The 15,667-nt window shown below is 71.9% G+C and carries 17 protein-coding genes and 1 riboswitch; of the genes, 9 read left to right on the top strand and 8 right to left on the bottom strand.

Features of this window, described 5'->3' with window-relative positions:
- The first annotated feature begins 389 nt into the window (after positions 1–389).
- Complete coding sequence (locus tag ACFXGX_RS05230; protein WP_384784820.1) at positions 390–1,028, top strand: DUF4126 domain-containing protein; 639 nt, start codon at positions 390–392, stop codon at positions 1,026–1,028.
- 35 nt (positions 1,029–1,063) lie between these two features.
- The gene (locus ACFXGX_RS05225) at positions 1,064–2,611 is read left to right on the top strand and encodes a phytoene desaturase family protein (RefSeq protein ID WP_384784818.1); all 1,548 of its coding nucleotides are present in this window, start codon (positions 1,064–1,066) and stop codon (positions 2,609–2,611) included.
- A 61-nt stretch (positions 2,612–2,672) separates the two neighbouring features.
- Here ACFXGX_RS05225 and ACFXGX_RS05220 read toward each other — a convergent pair whose 3' ends face one another.
- From ACFXGX_RS05220 to ACFXGX_RS05195, 6 genes are all read right to left on the bottom strand, one after another.
- Positions 2,673–3,710 carry a hypothetical protein gene (locus ACFXGX_RS05220; RefSeq protein ID WP_384784816.1) on the bottom strand — a complete coding sequence of 346 codons (1,038 nt, stop codon included), beginning with the start codon at positions 3,708–3,710 and terminating at the stop codon, positions 2,673–2,675.
- Positions 3,711–3,767: 57 nt separating this feature from the next.
- Positions 3,768–4,691: a methylenetetrahydrofolate reductase [NAD(P)H] gene (gene metF / locus ACFXGX_RS05215; protein WP_384784814.1), complete on the bottom strand. Its 924-nt coding sequence runs from the start codon at positions 4,689–4,691 to the stop codon at positions 3,768–3,770.
- Positions 4,692–4,838: 147 nt separating this feature from the next.
- Positions 4,839–5,498 carry a thiamine phosphate synthase gene (gene thiE / locus ACFXGX_RS05210; protein ID WP_384784812.1) on the bottom strand — a complete coding sequence of 220 codons (660 nt, stop codon included), beginning with the start codon at positions 5,496–5,498 and terminating at the stop codon, positions 4,839–4,841.
- A 91-nt stretch (positions 5,499–5,589) separates the two neighbouring features.
- Positions 5,590–5,961 carry an Rv2175c family DNA-binding protein gene (locus tag ACFXGX_RS05205; RefSeq protein WP_261706908.1) on the bottom strand — a complete coding sequence of 124 codons (372 nt, stop codon included), beginning with the start codon at positions 5,959–5,961 and terminating at the stop codon, positions 5,590–5,592.
- Between the two features lie 65 nt (positions 5,962–6,026).
- Complete coding sequence (locus ACFXGX_RS05200) at positions 6,027–7,265, bottom strand: NAD(P)/FAD-dependent oxidoreductase (RefSeq protein ID WP_384784810.1); 1,239 nt, start codon at positions 7,263–7,265, stop codon at positions 6,027–6,029.
- A gap of 32 nt (positions 7,266–7,297) precedes the next feature.
- A complete protein-coding gene (locus tag ACFXGX_RS05195) occupies positions 7,298–7,675 on the bottom strand; it encodes a hypothetical protein (protein WP_384784808.1) in 378 nt (125 codons plus the stop codon).
- A 52-nt stretch (positions 7,676–7,727) separates the two neighbouring features.
- Positions 7,728–7,840: riboswitch (TPP riboswitch) on the top strand.
- Here ACFXGX_RS05195 and thiO point away from each other — a divergent pair.
- The 6 genes from thiO to ACFXGX_RS05165 all read left to right on the top strand — a co-directional run bounded on the left by thiO (position 7,838) and on the right by ACFXGX_RS05165 (position 13,801).
- Entirely contained in the window at positions 7,838–9,004 is a 1,167-nt protein-coding gene (gene thiO, locus ACFXGX_RS05190; RefSeq protein WP_384784806.1) for a glycine oxidase ThiO, read from the top strand. It overlaps the preceding riboswitch by 3 nt.
- A complete protein-coding gene (gene thiS / locus ACFXGX_RS05185; protein WP_384784804.1) occupies positions 9,001–9,201 on the top strand; it encodes a sulfur carrier protein ThiS in 201 nt (66 codons plus the stop codon). The genes thiO and thiS overlap by 4 nt, the downstream gene beginning before the upstream one ends.
- Before the next feature lie 3 nt (positions 9,202–9,204).
- Positions 9,205–9,999, top strand: a complete 795-nt coding sequence (locus ACFXGX_RS05180; protein WP_384784802.1) for a thiazole synthase — start codon at positions 9,205–9,207, stop codon at positions 9,997–9,999.
- A gap of 275 nt (positions 10,000–10,274) precedes the next feature.
- Positions 10,275–12,233, top strand: coding sequence for a Stk1 family PASTA domain-containing Ser/Thr kinase (pknB, locus tag ACFXGX_RS05175; protein ID WP_384784800.1), 1,959 nt, complete (start codon positions 10,275–10,277; stop codon positions 12,231–12,233).
- A gap of 94 nt (positions 12,234–12,327) precedes the next feature.
- Positions 12,328–13,197, top strand: a complete 870-nt coding sequence (locus ACFXGX_RS05170; RefSeq protein ID WP_355771332.1) for a deoxyribonuclease IV — start codon at positions 12,328–12,330, stop codon at positions 13,195–13,197.
- A gap of 85 nt (positions 13,198–13,282) precedes the next feature.
- Positions 13,283–13,801 carry a DUF4396 domain-containing protein gene (locus ACFXGX_RS05165; protein ID WP_384784798.1) on the top strand — a complete coding sequence of 173 codons (519 nt, stop codon included), beginning with the start codon at positions 13,283–13,285 and terminating at the stop codon, positions 13,799–13,801.
- A gap of 51 nt (positions 13,802–13,852) precedes the next feature.
- Here ACFXGX_RS05165 and ACFXGX_RS05160 read toward each other — a convergent pair whose 3' ends face one another.
- On the bottom strand, positions 13,853–14,485 hold the full coding sequence (locus tag ACFXGX_RS05160) for a sulfite oxidase-like oxidoreductase (RefSeq protein ID WP_384784796.1): 633 nt from the start codon (positions 14,483–14,485) through the stop codon (positions 13,853–13,855).
- A gap of 155 nt (positions 14,486–14,640) precedes the next feature.
- On the opposite strand from ACFXGX_RS05160, the gene bfr reads away from it, so the two are divergent.
- Positions 14,641–15,120, top strand: a complete 480-nt coding sequence (bfr, locus tag ACFXGX_RS05155) for a bacterioferritin (protein ID WP_384784794.1) — start codon at positions 14,641–14,643, stop codon at positions 15,118–15,120.
- A 66-nt stretch (positions 15,121–15,186) separates the two neighbouring features.
- Here bfr and ACFXGX_RS05150 read toward each other — a convergent pair whose 3' ends face one another.
- Entirely contained in the window at positions 15,187–15,474 is a 288-nt protein-coding gene (locus ACFXGX_RS05150) for a bacterioferritin-associated ferredoxin (protein ID WP_384784882.1), read from the bottom strand.
- Positions 15,475–15,667: the final 193 nt, after the last annotated feature.

Raw genomic sequence — 15,667 nt, 5'->3', positions numbered from 1 at the left:
GCGCGGGGGGGGGCGGGGGGGGGGGGGCCCGCCGGGTCGGCGCGGGCGCGGCGGCGCGCGCCCGCCGCGCGGCGGCCCCCCCCCCCCCCCCGCCTCCTCGTACTCCCCCGTACCCCCCGTCGGGCCCCCGTCCGGTCGTCCCCCGGGTTCCCCCCTGTCTCGCTCCCGCCGAACGGATCGGCGGAAGGAGCGGCCAAGGGCGCGAGTTCCGTTCCGCCGCCCCGTGTCGGCGGTGCCGGAGCCGCGCCCCTTTCCGTGTCTCCACTCTCTCGTCCGCGCAGGTCGGACCCATCCGTGCGCCTACTCATCTCACCCTGTAGGTACGGATACTCAGGCATACGTGCTCAGACCCAGGACGCCCCGGCCGCCGACTGGTTACGATCCCCTCCGTGTCGGTACTCCCCCTGGTCTTCACCAGCGGCTGGGCCAGCGGCATCAACGCGTACGCGGTGGTGCTGCTCCTCGGCGTGTTCGGCGCCACCGGACTGAGCGACGAGGTCCCGGAGTCCCTGCAACGCCCTGAGATCCTGGTCACAGTCGGCGTCCTCTTCCTCTGCGAGGCGGTCGCCGACAAGATCCCGTACGTCGACTCGGTGTGGGACTCCGTGCACACCGTGATCCGGCCGGCGGCGGGTGCCTGGGTCGGGGCGCTGCTCGCCGGACAGAGCGGCTCGGTCTCGGATCTGACGGCGGCGGTGCTCGGCGGTTCGACGGCGCTGGCGAGCCACACGGTCAAGGCCGGGACGCGGATGGCGATCAACACCTCGCCGGAACCCTTCAGCAACTTCGTGGTGAGCATCGCCGAGGATCTCGGGGTCGCGGGCGTCGTCACGCTGGCGGTCTTCCATCCCTGGGCTGCGGCGGTCGTCGCCGGTGTCCTGCTCTTCACCGGGCTCGCGGTGCTCTGCTTCCTCGTCTCGCGCATCAGACGGTTCCTGCGCCGCCGGGCGCTGCGCCGGGCGGAGCGGCGGACGGCCGAGGCGGTGGGGCGGCCGCCGGACGGTGTGCCATGGGCGGACCGCGACTGACGGGACTGTCGGCGGGGACGGATAAAGTCGCCGCCATGGGACGGATTGCGGTGATCGGCGCCGGGATGGGCGCGATGGCGGCCGCCGCCCGGCTGGCCGTCGCGGGCCACCGGGTGGTGGTGTACGAGCGGACGGAGACGTACGGCGGTGCGGTGCGCCGCTTCGAGCGCGACGGCTTCGCCTTCGACACGGGCCCGGCGCTGCTTCCGCTGCCCGCGGTCTACCGCGACCTGTTCGTCAAGACCGGGAAACGGCCCCTGGAGGAGTGCGTCGACCTGGTGCAGGTCGATCCGTCGGCCGGCCACGTGTTCGCCGACGGCACCCGGGTGACGCTGCCGAACGCCTCGCGCGCGGGTGTGCTCGCCGCGCTGGACGAAGCGCTCGGCGACGGCGCGGGCACCCGGTGGGGGGACTTCCTGGGGCGGGCCCGGGAGGCGTGGGACCGCTCACGCCGGCCGCTCCTGGAGGAGCCGCTGTGGCCCAACTGGACGGTGCTGGCCGAACGCGAACCGTACCCCTCGGTGCCGCACAAGAAGCTGCTGCGCACCCGCAGGGCCACGACCCTCGCGGAGGTCGCCGCCTGGGAGCTGCGCGACACCCGCCTCACGGCCCTCCTGGAGAGCCACGCCCTGGCGTACGGGCTCGACCCGCGCGCGACCCCGGCGAGCGCCGCCGTGCTGCCGTACATGGACCACGCCTTCGGCACCTGGTACGTGCGCGGCGGCATCCGCGAGCTGGCGCGCGCGGTGTACGAGCGGTGTCTGGAGCGCAGGGTCGAGTTCCGCTTCGGCACCCCCGTCGGACGGATCGTCGAGAAGGACGGCCGAGTCGTCGGAGTGGAGCCGTCCAAGGACCGCTCGGCGGCTCTTGGTGCCGAGGGCGGCCCGGAGTCGTCCGGGTCCGGGGAACTCTTCGAGCAGGCGGATTTCGTGGTCGCGGGCGTGGCGCCGGACGCCCTGGACGACCTCGTCGCCGGGCCCGCGCTCCGGGGCGGTGACGAGGTGTCGCCGTGGCCCGCCGCGTCCAGCCGGCTGACGCTGCTGCTCGCGCTGCGCGGCGGACGGCCCGCCGGGACGGCGCACCGCACGGTGGTCCACTCGGCCGACCGCGACGGCGAGCTGGCCCGGCTCTTCGGGGATCGCCCGGGGGTGCCCGCCGCGCCGACCGTCGTGGTGACCCGTCCGGACGATCCGGCGCTCGTCCCGGACGCGGAGCACGAGGCGGTCACGCTGACCGTCACGGTCCCGTCCGGCGCCCAGGTGTCGCAGGAGGACGTGGAGCGGGTTCTCGACGCCGCCGAGCGGGCCCTGCCGGGTCTGCGCGACCGGCTCCTGTGGCACGAGGTCCGCACCCCGGCCGACATCGCGGAGGCGACCGGTGTGGAGGGCGGCGCGGTTCCGGCGCCGGCGCTCGCGGCGGCGGACGGCCGGCTGCTGCATCCGTCGAACACGACGCGGGTCCGGGGACTCTTCGCGGCCGGGGGCTGGGCGCATCCCGGCGGCGGTCTGCCGCACGCCGGCATGTCGGGCGCTCTGGTGACCGGGCTGATCGTGGAAGGGCCGGAGTTCCAGGGCTCGCAGTGAACGGTCCGGCGGCGGGCGGCAGTCGGCGGCGTGGGAAGCCCCTCAGCCGCTGTCCCGTCGGTCAGTAGCGGTACTGCTCGTCGTACCCGGCGTTGCCGTTGCCATTGCCGTTGCCCTGGTAGGGGTACTGCTGCTGCTCGGGCGGGAGTTCGCCGCCGTACTCGTCGGTGCGCTGCTGCGGCACCCAGACGCCGCCGGCCGGGGTCTCGCCGCCGTACGTGCCGGTGGCGTACTGGTCCTGGCCGTAGTTCTGCTGCTGCTGCTGTGCGTAACCCTGGTCGCCGCCGTTGTAGGCGCTCTGGTCGTACGAGCCGTTCTGGTAGGTCTGCTGGCCGGTGTACGGGTCCGTGTAGCCGGCGTACTGCTGCTGGCCGTAGCCGTACTGCTGCTGGTCGTAGCCCGTGTAGCCGTCGTACGCGTAGGCCTGCTGGTTCTGGCCCGTCGCGTAGGCCTGCTGGTTCTCGCCCGTGGCGTAGGCCTGCTGGTTCTGACCGGTCGAGTAGGCCTGCTGGTCCTGGGACGGGGACGCGCCCGCGTAGGACTGGTCGGTGGCGGCGGCGTACGCGCCGGAGTCGTAGACCCCGTAGGAGCCGGTGTCCTCGGGCAGCGGCTGCGGCTCGTACACCGAGGTCGTCTCGGCGGCCGCGGGCTCGGCCGGCTCCGGGGGCGCGAACCGGTCGGACGGGGCGGGCGTGAAGACGTCGTCCTCGTCGGCGTACTGGTCCTCGCGCCGGTAGGCGGCCACCTCGACCTCGTCGATGTCGGCGTTCTCCTCCGCCTCGTCGGCGTCCTCCGGCTCACCGCGGCGGCGCTTGCTCAGCTTGCCGGGCTTGTCCTCCACACCGGGGCCCTTGATGGCCCAGCCCTGGGCGAAGCCCTGGCGGAACGACAGCGTCACATACGTCTGGCCGACCGTGAAGGCGGCCGCGCCCAGGCCGATGACGACGACCGAGTGCATCAGGACGCCGAGGACCACACCGAGGAAGCCGACGAAGGCGAGCAGACGGAAGCGAAGTCGCGCCTTGTACTGCAGCAGCACCTCGCCGAGCAGCCACAGCGCGACAATGCCGAATGCCAGATAGAGGACCGTCAAGCCCATGTACGCCCCCTCTCCCAGTGGCCGCTACGCAGTGTGTCGTACGCGGGTGCGACCGGTCTAGGCCTGCTGCGGGTGATGCAGGCCCAGATTCTCGTAGATTTCCAGCGTCGCGGTGGAGTTGTTGAGCGTGATGAAGTGCAGCCCGGGGACACCCTCGGTCAGCAGCCTCGCACAGAACTCCGTCGCGAACTCGATCCCAATGGAGCGTACAGCCGCCGGATCGTCTTTGACTGTGAGGATCCGCTCTTTCAGGACGTCCGGGAACGAAGCATTGGAGAGTTTGGGCAGCCGTTCCAACATCTTCACACTTGTCACGGGCATGACTTCAGGGATGACCGGCGTCGCGCAGCCCGCCGCGTCGACGCGGTCGCGCAGGCGGAGGTAGGACTCCGGCTGGAAGAACATCTGGGTGATCGCGTAGTCGGCGCCGGCGCGGCACTTGTCGACGAAGTGGGAGACGTCCAGATCCCACTCCGTGGACCGGGGGTGCATCTCCGGGAAGGCCGCCACCCCGACGCAGAAGTCTCCGGATTCCTTGATGAGGCGCACCAGTTCGGCCGCGTAGGCCAGACCCTGGGGGTGGGGGACCCACTCGCCCATGGGGTCCCCGGGCGGGTCGCCGCGCACGGCGAGCATGTTGCGGATGCCCGCGTCCGCGTACTGCCCGATGATGTTGCGCAGCTCCGCGATCGAGTGATTGACCGCGGTGAGGTGCGCGACCGGGGTGAGGGTCGTGTCGAGGACGATCTGCTCGGTCTCCTTGACCGTGCCGGCCCGCGTGGAGCCGCCGGCTCCGTAGGTCACGGAGACGAAGTCCGGGGCCACGGCCTCGACCCGGCGCAGGGCGTTCCACAGGTTCCGCTCGCCCTTGGGGGTCTTCGGCGCCGAGAACTCGAAGGAAAAGGTCTGTTTGCCGGTCGCGAGCATGTCGCGCACGGTGCGAGCGCGATCAGTCCTGGTGGAAGCAGATCCGAGGGCCATACCCGCAGGTTAGCCAGAGGGCGTCGGTCACCCAACCGAACCGCTGACTTTTGTCCGATCTGTCGATTTCTTGTCCACCCCTCGGACAGCGGCCCCGCCGGGCCCTCGGACGGCGGCCCGCCGGAAAACCTCCGTGGCGGCCGGGCCTCAGACCTCCCGCAGCCGCTTCGCGAACTCGGCCGCCGCCGCGCCCGGGTCGTCCGCCTCGGTGATCGCCCTCACGACGACGACACGGCGGGCGCCGGCTTCGAGCACCTCGTCGAGCCGGCCGAGGTCGATGCCGCCGATCGCGAACCAGGGACGGTCGGTGCCGAGGGCCGCCGTGCCGCGGACCAGGCCGAGGCCGGGTGCGTGGCGGCCGGGCTTGGTGGGGGTGGGCCAGCAGGGGCCGGTGCAGAAGTAGTCCACACCCTCCTGGACGGCGGCGGCAGCGGCTTCGGCCTCGGAGTGCGTGGAACGGCCGACGATCACCTCGTCGCCGAGGATCGCGCGGGCCGCGGGAACCGGGAGGTCGCCCTGGCCCAGGTGCAGGACGTCGGCGCGGGCCGCGTGCGCCACGTCCGCCCGGTCGTTGACCGCGAGAAGCCTGCCGTGTCGGGCGCAGGCGTCCGCGAAGACCTTCAGGTGCTCCAGCTCCTCCCCCGCCTCCATGCCCTTGTCGCGGAGCTGCACGATGTCGACGCCGCCCGCCAGGACCGCGTCGAGGAACTCGGCGAGGTCACCCTGACGCCTGCGGGCGTCGGTGCACAGATAGACACGGGCGTCGGCCAGGCGGCCCCGTGCGGTCGTGGCGGCGTTCTCGGGCATGCGTGGGTCCCCCGTTTGTCGGTGCGCGGGGAGTGCGGCGGCCGGGATGGTCCCGCCGCCGCGCTCCCCGTGCCGGACGGTCGCGTTCAGGTCAGACGGCGAGCGCCTGGGCGCGGCGCTTCACCTCCGTGCCGCGATTCTCGCTCAGAGCCTGCGCGGGGGTACCGGGCAGGCTCGGGTCGGGGGTGAAGAGCCACTCCAGGGCCTCTTCGTCGGAGAAGCCGTCGTCCCTCAGGAGCGTCAGGGTGCCGGCCAGGCCCTTGACGACCTTCTGTTCGTCCGCGTCGATGAAGTCGGCGGGGACGTGCAGCGCGCGGTTCTCACCACGGCGTACGGCGATGAGCTGGCCGTCCTTGACCAGCTGCCGGACGCGCGTCACCTCGACGCCGAACTGTTCGGCGATGTCGGGGAGGGTGAGCCAGGCGGGGACGAGAGCATCGATCTTTGCGTCAATCTCGGTCACGGGACAAGCCTGCCATCCCGGACCGACAGCCGGAAGCCGAGGGCGTCCGACCCGGGGTGACGGGATCAGGCCGTGGCGCCCTTCAGCGGCCTCGACGGGTTCGCGAGCAGCACCGGATCCATCGTGACGCCCGCCTCGATCAGCCTGCGGCCCTGGGCGAGATCCCTCGGGCGGCCCACCGCCAGGAGGGCGACGAGCCGCGTCTCGCGGAGCCAGCACACCGACCAGGAGGCGCCCGAGGGGTCGCCGCGCCACACCAGGGTGTCGGCGGGCGCGTGGTGGCCGACGTACTGCACGAAACGGCCGAACTGCTCGGACCAGAAGTACGGCACGGGGTCGTAGGCCGCGGGCGTCTCTCCGACGATGTTCAGGGCGACCGTGCGCGGGCCCTGGAGGGCGTTGTCCCAGTGATGGACGAGGAGGCGTTCCTCGTAGCGGCCGGACGGGAAGGAGGCGCAGTCGCCGACCGCGTAGACGTCCGGCAGGGAGGTGCGCAGATGGTCGTCGGCGACGATCTCGCGGTGGGCGCCGAGCTCGATGCCGGAGCCGGCGATCCAGGCGGTGGCGGGCCGCGCGCCGATCCCGACCACGACGGCGTCCGCGGGCACCCGGGAGCCGTCGTCCAGGATCACCGCGCCGGGTTCGACGCGCTCCACGCGCGCGCCGGTGCGCAGCGAGGCCCCGCTGTCCGCGTACCAGGCGGCCATCGGGGCGGCCACCTCGGGCGGCAGCGCCCCGGCGAGCGGCCGGTCGGCGGCTTCGACGACGGTGACCGCGCAGCCCGCCTCGCGCGCCGCCGTGGCGAACTCGGCGCCGATCCAGCCCGCTCCGACCACCACGATGTCGTGCTGCCGGGTGAGTACGGGACGCAGCCGGTCGGCGTCGTCCAGGGTGCGCAGCAGATGCACGCCGGGCACGTCTTCGGCGCCGGGGAGCCGGATCGGTTCGGCGCCGGTGGCGACGACCAGGACGTCGTACGGGACGGATCCCGCGTCCGTGTCCAGTTCGTGGTCCCCGGGGCGCACGCCGTGCGCCTCGCTGCCCAGCCGGAGGTCGATGTCCAGGGCCTCGAAGTCGATGTCGAAGGCGGAGCCCTCGGACTTGCCGAGCAGGACGGCCTTGGACAGCGGCGGCCGGTCGTAGGGCTGATGCGGCTCCGCGCCGATCAGCGTGACGGTGCCCGTGAAGCCCTGTTCGCGCAGGGCGACCGCGGTCTGCACCCCGGCCATGCCCGCGCCCACCACGACGACCCGTCGTGCCGTGCGCCTGTGCGACGGGGACTGTGCCTGCGTCTGATCGCTCACCTGATCACCATAGACACGTGACGATTCGTCAGTCAGCGGACGTGCTCGGTGACCTGTTGCACACGGCCGGTCGCGCGCGGTTCCTCCACCACGCTCGTCCCGGCGCCCGGCTGCGACTCCCACGTCCAGGTCTCCTCCAACCGCACCCGGCCGTCGGGCAGTTCCACGACGAGGGACACGCAGTGGCCCGACGCGGTGGTCCCGTCCCGCTTGAGCTGCACGTACCGGAAGTCGAGGCGGTCACCCTCGCGGGTGCCGACGAGATGTCCGCGGACGACGTCGCCGCCGGCGTAGTCGGCCCAGACCACGCCGTCCTCCTCGTGATAGGTGAACCGGGTGCGGGTGCCCACCTGGCCCGGGGCCTGGTCGGCGACGGGGGCGAGCACGAGGCCGTCGAGCGGTCGCGCCATGGGCGGAGGCTCCCTTACTGAGACGGACGGAGGCGGGCTAGGGTGGCCAACGTAAAGCACTCGCGGGAGCCCGGACGTACCGGGCTGAGAGGGAGGCTGGGCGGCCTCCGACCGTACGAACCTGATCCGGGTCATGCCGGCGAAGGGAGGGGCTGGACGCCCATGCCGTCTGCACGTTCGTCGGACGTCCTCGTCGTCGGGGGCGGGATCATCGGTCTGGTGACGGCCTGGCGGGCCGCGCAGCGCGGGTTCACGACCGCGCTCGTGGACCCCGAGCCGGGCGGTGGCGCCGCACAGGTCGCGGCCGGGATGCTGGCCGCCGTCACCGAGCTGCACTTCGGCGAGGAGACCCTGCTGGGCCTCAACCTCGCCTCCGCGCGCCGCTATCCGGACTTCGCCGCCGAGCTCACCGAGGCGGCCGGACAGGACCTCGGATATCGCCGGAGCGGCACGCTGGCCGTCGCGCTGGACGCCGACGACCGCGCCCATCTGCGGGAACTGCACGCGCTCCAGGTCCGCTCGGGGCTGGAGTCGGAGTGGCTGAGCGGCCGTGAGTGCCGCCGTCTGGAACCGATGCTCGCGCCCGGCGTGCGCGGGGGTCTGCGGGTGGACGGCGACCACCAGATCGACCCGCGGCGCCTCGCCGCCGCCCTGGTCACCGCGTGCGAGCGGGCCGGGGTGACCGTGCACCGGACCTGGGCGGAGCGTCTGAGCGTCGTACGGGAGCGGGCGACCGGTGTCGTCACCACGGACGGCACCGAACTCGCCGCCGACCGGGTGGTGCTGGCCGGGGGCAGCCTCAGCGGGCGCCTGGCGGGCGTCCCCGAGGACGCCGTGCCGCCGGTGCGCCCGGTCAAGGGGCAGGTGCTGCGGCTGACCGTGCCGCGACGGTACGCGCCCTTCCTGAACCGGACCGTGCGGGCCGTGGTGCGCGGCAGCCACGTCTACCTGGTGCCGCGCGAGAACGGCGAACTCGTGGTGGGCGCGACCAGCGAGGAGCTGGGCTGGGACACCACCGTGACGGCGGGCGGCGTGTACGAGCTGCTGCGCGACGCCCACGAGCTGGTCCCCGGGATCACCGAGCTGCCGCTCACCGAGACCCGCGCGGGGCTGCGCCCCGGCTCGCCCGACAACGCCCCGCTGCTCGGCCCGAGCGCCCTGGACGGGCTGCTGCTGGCCACCGGGCACCACCGCAACGGTGTGCTCCTGACGCCCGTGACCGGCGACGTGATGGCCCACGTGCTGACCACCGGCGAACTCCCCGCCGAAGCCCGCCCCTTCACCCCCCTGCGCTTCGGCGCCTCGGCCCTCACGGAGCTGCCGGTATGAACATCGTCGTCAATGGGGAGCGGCGGCTGATCGACGCCGGGACCGCTCTCGACGCGCTCGTCGCGACCCTCACCGTGTCGTCGTCCGGGGTGGCCGCCGCCCTGAACGAGACCGTCGTCCCGCGCGCGCAGTGGCCGTCCACCGCGCTCGCCGAGGGCGACCGCGTCGAAGTCCTCACCGCCGTCCAAGGAGGCTGACCCATGGCAGACGACCCCTTCGTCCTCGGCGGTACGGTCTACGCGTCCCGGCTGATCATGGGGACGGGCGGCGCGCCCAGCCTCGACGTGCTGGAGCGCTCCCTGGTGGCGTCCGGCACGGAGCTGACGACGGTCGCGATGCGGCGCGTGGACGCGTCCGTGCACGGCTCGGTCCTGTCGGTGCTGGCCCGGCTGAACATCCGCGTCCTGCCGAACACGGCCGGCTGCTACACCGCGGGCGAGGCCGTGCTGACGGCCCGTCTGGCGCGCGAGGCGCTGGGCACCGATCTGGTCAAGCTGGAGGTCATCGCCGACGAGCGCACCCTGCTGCCCGATCCGATCGAGCTGCTCGACGCGGCGGAGACGCTGGTCGACGACGGCTTCACCGTGCTGCCGTACACGAACGACGACCCGGTGCTGGCACGGAAGCTGGAGGACGTCGGCTGTGCGGCGATCATGCCGCTCGGCTCGCCCATCGGGTCCGGGCTCGGGATCCGCAACCCGCACAACTTCGAGCTGATCGTCGAGAACGCGCGCGTGCCGGTGATCCTGGACGCGGGAGCGGGCACGGCGTCGGACGCCGCGCTCGCGATGGAGCTGGGGTGCGCGGGGGTGATGCTGGCCTCGGCGGTGACACGGGCGCAGGAGCCCGTGCTGATGGCGGAGGCCATGCGGCACGCGGTGGAGGCGGGTCGTCTGGCGCGGCGGGCGGGGCGCATCCCGCGGCGGCACTTCGCGGCGGCGTCCTCTCCCGTGGAGGGCATGGCGGTGCTGGACCCGGAGCGCCCGGCGTTCTGAGCCCCGGCCCGCCCCGCGTCGGCTTCCCTCCGCCGTCGGCTTCCGCCTGGCGTCGGTTTCCACCAGCCGTCGGTTTCACCAGCCGTCGGTTTCCGGCCGCGTGTGCGGTCGGGTTGTCGCGTTGCGTCCTTGTGGTGACAGACGGCACATGATCGGACATCCGTACGACGAACATATCTTCGTACGCCCGTTGTGCGTCACAGCTCGGATGCAGTCGGACCCCTGAATCGCCCTAACGGGGCGCCGTGACAGTGGTGGCTCGTAGACTCACCTGCGTGGATACGACCCTTCAGGACCCGCTTGTCGGACACGTGCTCGACGGCCGCTATCGCGTCGACGCACGGATCGCGGTCGGCGGGATGGCCACGGTCTACAGGGCCTTGGACACCCGCCTCGACCGCGTGCTCGCGCTCAAGGTGATGCACCCGACGCTGGCCGCCGACGCCTCGTTCGTCGAGCGGTTCATCCGCGAGGCCAAGTCGGTGGCCCGGCTGGCGCACCCGAACGTGGTGCAGGTCTTCGACCAGGGGGCGGAAGGGTCGTACGTCTATCTGGCCATGGAGTACATCGCCGGGTGCACCCTGCGCGACGTGCTGCGCGAGCGCGGCGCCCTGCAGCCGCGGGCCGCGCTCGACATCCTGGAGCCGGTGCTCGCCGCGCTCGGCGCGGCCCACCGCGCCGGGTTCGTGCACCGCGACATGAAGCCGGAGAACGTCCTGATAGGGGATGACGGCCGGGTCAAGGTCGCGGACTTCGGGCTCGTCCGCGCCGTGGACACGGTGACGAGCACGACGGGCGCCGTCCTCGGCACCGTGTCGTACCTCGCCCCCGAGCAGATCGAGCACGGCACCGCCGACACCCGGGTCGACGTCTACGCCTGCGGTGTCGTCCTCTACGAAATGCTCACCGGCGCGAAGCCGCACGCCGCGGACTCCCCCGCCCAGGTGCTCTACCAGCACCTCCACGAGGACGTACCGCCCCCGTCGGCCGTCGTGCCGGGCCTCGCGTACCCGCTCGACGAACTGGTCACCGCGGCCACGGCCCGCAATCCCGAGCTCCGCCCGGCCGACGCGGTGACCCTGCTCGGGCAGGTCCTCGAAGCGCGCGCCGGCCTCACCGCCGGCCAGCTCGACGCGATCCCGCCGGGCGCCCTGTCCGTGGGCCACGACAACGCCGACGACCGTACGAGCGTGATCCCGCGCTCGCTGTCCGTCCCCCGTCTGCTGCCCGTGAACGACGACGACTCCTTCGGCCGGACCAGCCGGTTCGAACAGAGCAGCCCGTTCACGACCGACAGCAGCCCCTTCACCACCGCGCCGGTCCCGCAGCGGACCGCGGGCACGCGGCCGCCGCGGCGCGGGATGCTGCTGGCCATCGCCGCGATCGTGCTGGTGCTCGGTCTCGGCGCCGGTGTCTGGTACATCAACTCGGGCCAGTTCACCAAGGTCCCGCCCGTCCTGGCGAAGACGGAAGCGCAGGCCAGGACCCAGCTCCGGGGCGCCGGGCTCGACGTCAAACAGGTCAAGCACGCCTACAGCGACACCGTGAAGCGGGGCACGGTCATCAGTACCGACCCCAATGTCGGCGAGCGCATCCGCGACAACGACTCCGTGACGCTGACCGTCTCCGACGGCCCCCAGACGGTGAAGGTGCCGGACCTCAAGGGCCTCGCCCTGTTCAAGGCCAAGGAAGTGCTCAAGGGCGACGGGCTCGTCGCGGGCATGGTCACGCGCGAGTTCAGCCAGGACGTGACGAAGGGCTTCGTGATCGGTACGGATCCGGCCACGGGCACCGAGCGGCACTCGGGCTCGGCGATCGCGATCGTGGTGAGCAAGGGCAGCCCGGTGGAACTGCCCGACGTGACCGGCTCGTCGGTCGAGGACGCCACCGCGGAGCTGGAGGGCGCGGGCCTGAAGGTGAAGATCGCCCCGGAGCGGGTCAACTCCGAGTTCGACAAGGGCCAGGTCGCCCAGCAGACGCCGCGCGCGGGCCGTGAGGCCGCCACGGGCGACACGGTGACACTGACTCTCTCCAAGGGCCCCGAGATGATCGAGGTCCCGGACGTCGTGGGCGACAGCGTGGACGACGCGAAGAAGGCGCTGGAGGACGCCGGGTTCGAGGTCGACGAGGATCGCGGGCTCCTCGGGCTCTTCGGCGACACGGTCAAGAAGCAGTCGGTGGACGGCGGCGACACGGCACCCAAGGGCTCGACGATAACGATCCAGATCCGCTGAGCGGATACGCCGCCGGGCACCCCACGGCCGCCCCACGGGTCGAGCCGCAGGTCCGCCCGCGGGGTGCCCGGCGGCGCGTGACACCCTGACGGGTGTGACCAGCAAGCAGCTCCGCAACCCCGTCGGCGGCCATGTCCCCGTGGCCGGCGGCCTCAACTCCGTCGGTCTGGCCTACGCCCGTGAGCTCGCGGCCGAGACCGTCCAGGTCTTCGTCGCCAACCCGCGCGGCTGGGCGACGCCCGCCGGGAACCCCAAGCAGGACGAGGACTTCCGCGCCGCGTGCGCCGCCGGGTCGATCCCGGCGTACGTGCATGCCCCGTATCTGATCAACTTCGGCTCGCACACCGAGGCGACGGTCGAGAAGTCGGTGGAGTCGCTGCGGCACTCGCTGCGGCGCGGACGGGAGATCGGCGCCCTCGGGGTGGTCGTGCACACCGGGAGCGCCACCGGCGGCCGGGAGCGGTCCGTCGCGCTGCGGCAGGTCCGCGACCGGCTGCTGCCGCTGCTGGACGAACTGACCCACGACGACGACCCGTTCCTGCTGCTGGAGTCCACGGCCGGCCAGGGTTCCTCCCTCTGCTCCCGCACGTGGGACTTCGGGCCCTACTTCGAGGCCTTGGACGCGCACCCCAAGCTGGGCGTCTGCCTCGACACCTGCCACATCTTCGCGGCGGGCCACGATCTGACCGGGCCGAGCGGCATGCACCAGACCCTCGATCTGCTGGTCGACACCGTCGGCGAGGGGCGGCTGAAGCTGATCCACGCCAACGACTCCAAGGATGTGGTCGGCGCGCACAAGGACCGCCACGAGAACATCGGCTCCGGCCACATAGGCGAGGACCCGTTCCGCGCCCTGATGACCCATCCCGCCACCGAGGGCGTACCGCTGATCATCGAGACGCCCGGCGGGAAGGAAGGGCACGCGGCGGACGTGGAACGGCTGAAGAAGCTCCGCGACGGTTAGTCCCGCGCCTCTCCCGGGAATACCCCAGGGGGGTATACGGTTTCCTTTTGTACGAAGGAGCCGTGACGCGACCCTGGGGGAATTCATGGAGCACGAGGCACACGCCCACGCGGACAAGCACGCACACGCGCCGGCGCACACGCACGACCACCGCCAGGGGCCGGCCGCGGCCGGCTGGGCCATGGCCGCCACGGCCACCCTGCACTGCCTCACCGGCTGCGCCATCGGCGAGGTGCTCGGCATGGTGGTGGGCACGGCGCTCGGGTGGGGAAACCTTCCGACGACGGTCCTGGCGATCGTGCTCGCCTTCTTCTTCGGCTACGCGCTCACCCTGCGCGGCGTGCTGCGGGCGGGCGTCGGCTTCCGCACCGCCCTGCGCGTCGCGCTTGCCGCGGACACCTTGTCCATCGCGGTGATGGAGCTGATCGACAACGGCGTCATCGTGCTGTGGCCGGACGCGATGGACGCGCGGCTCGGCGACCTGCTGTTCTGGGGATCGCTGCTGATCTCGCTCGCGGTCGCCTTCGTGGTCACGACGCCGGTCAACAAGTGGACGATCGGCCGGGGCAAGGGACACGCCGTGGTGCACCGGTACCACCACTGAGCCACCGGGACACGGGCACCGGGGACGCGCGCGGGAGTTCGGGCCACGGGCTCAGAGTTCGGGGCCGTCCCCGGGTTCCTCCTGGTAGGAGTAGCGCTGCTCGCGCCAGGGGTCACCGACGTTGTGGTAGCCGCGCTCCTCCCAGAAGCCCCGGCGGTCGGCGGTCATGTACTCGACGCCGCGCACCCACTTGGGCCCCTTCCACGCGTACAGATGCGGGACGACCAGGCGCAGCGGGAAGCCGTGCTCCGCCGTCAGCAGCTCGCCGTCCTTGTGGGTGGCGAAGATGCTTCGCTCGGAGGCGAAGTCCGCGAGCCGCAGGTTCGAGCTGAACCCGTACTCGGCCCAGACCATCACATGGGTGACGGCGGGCGCCGGCGGGGCTATCTCCAGGATCGTACGGGCGGGGACGCCACCCCATTCGGCCCCGAGCATGCTGAACTTCGTGACGCAGTGCAGATCGGCGACGACGGAGGCGTACGGGAGGGCGGTGAACTCGTCGTGGCTCCAGCACTGCTTCGCGCCGTCGGCGGTGGCTCCGAAGACCCGGAATTCCCAGCGCTCGGGGCGGAACTTGGGGACGGGACCGTAGTGCGTGACCGGCCAGCCGCGCTGAAGTCGCTGTCCCGGCGGAAGCTCCGACTGTGCCGTTTCTCCAGATTCGCGCTCCACCGGCTGACCCATGACTCCATCCTGACAGACCGGGAACAGTGCCCATGACCAGCACGGGCGAGATCGGGGCAACTCGGAGTAAGCGTGCACTTACTGGACGCTCCGGTACACCGGTGCAAAGATGCGGCGCAATCTGCCCATCAACCCGCCTGGAAGGAGCCTCTGCGATGCAGGGCGACCCCGAGGTCATCGAATTCCTCAACGAGCAGCTGACCGCCGAGCTGACCGCGATCAACCAGTACTTCCTGCACGCGAAGATGCAGGAGAACTTCGGCTGGACGAAGCTCGCGAAGTACACCCGGCACGAGTCGTTCGACGAGATGAAGCACGCGGAGGTGCTCACCGACCGCATTCTCTTCCTGGACGGCCTGCCGAACTACCAGCGGCTCTTCCACGTCCGGGTGGGGCAGACCGTCACCGAGATGTTCCAGGCCGACCGGCAGGTGGAGGTCGAGGCGATCGACCGCCTCAAGCGCGGGATCGAGGTGATGCGCGCGAAGGGCGACATCACGTCCGCGAACATCTTCGAGTCGATCCTCGAGGACGAGGAGCACCACATCGACTACCTGGACACCCAGCTCGAATTGGTCGAGAAACTCGGCGAGGCGCTCTACATCGCGCAGCTCGTCGAGCAGCCGGAGAGCTAGACGGCCGGAGAGCCCGACAGCCCGACAGCCGGCAGACGCCCGGAGAGCCGGCAGACGCCCGGAGGGTCAGGCGGCCTCGCGCCCGGCGATCCCGTACCCGGCGGTCTCGCGCCGCTCGGCCTCGGCCTGTGCGAGGACCTCGGAGAGCACCGGCATACCCTTGTCGGCCAGTTCACGGCGCGGACACGAGCCCCTGCCCAGCAGCGCCTGGATCCGGCGTACGCACGAACCGCAGTCCGTGCCCGCCTTGGAGGCCGACGCTATCTGCCGAGGAGTGCAGGCGCCGTCCTCCGCGTGCTTCCTCACCTGCTGTTCGGTGATCCCGAAGCAACTACAGACGTACACGCGGTTCACCTCCCGCCGGAATCGTTGGGTCACGCCGTCCCGATGATCGGTGAGGCTAACCTAACCTTACCCGTCACATAGGAACCACAAAAGTGGCGTGGGGGGGGGGGGGGGGTTGGTGTGGCATCCCCCCCCACCCCCTGCCACACTCAGGCGCTGGCGGGCTTTGGGAGGGTGTGGGGTGTGGGTGGGGGGGCTGGCG

The sequence above is a fragment of the Streptomyces sp. NPDC059371 genome, assembly GCF_042751995.1.
Taxonomy (GTDB): domain Bacteria; phylum Actinomycetota; class Actinomycetes; order Streptomycetales; family Streptomycetaceae; genus Streptomyces.
The sequence above is the reverse complement of the archived record's forward strand: the minus strand, read 5'-3'. Positions and strand labels throughout refer to the sequence as shown.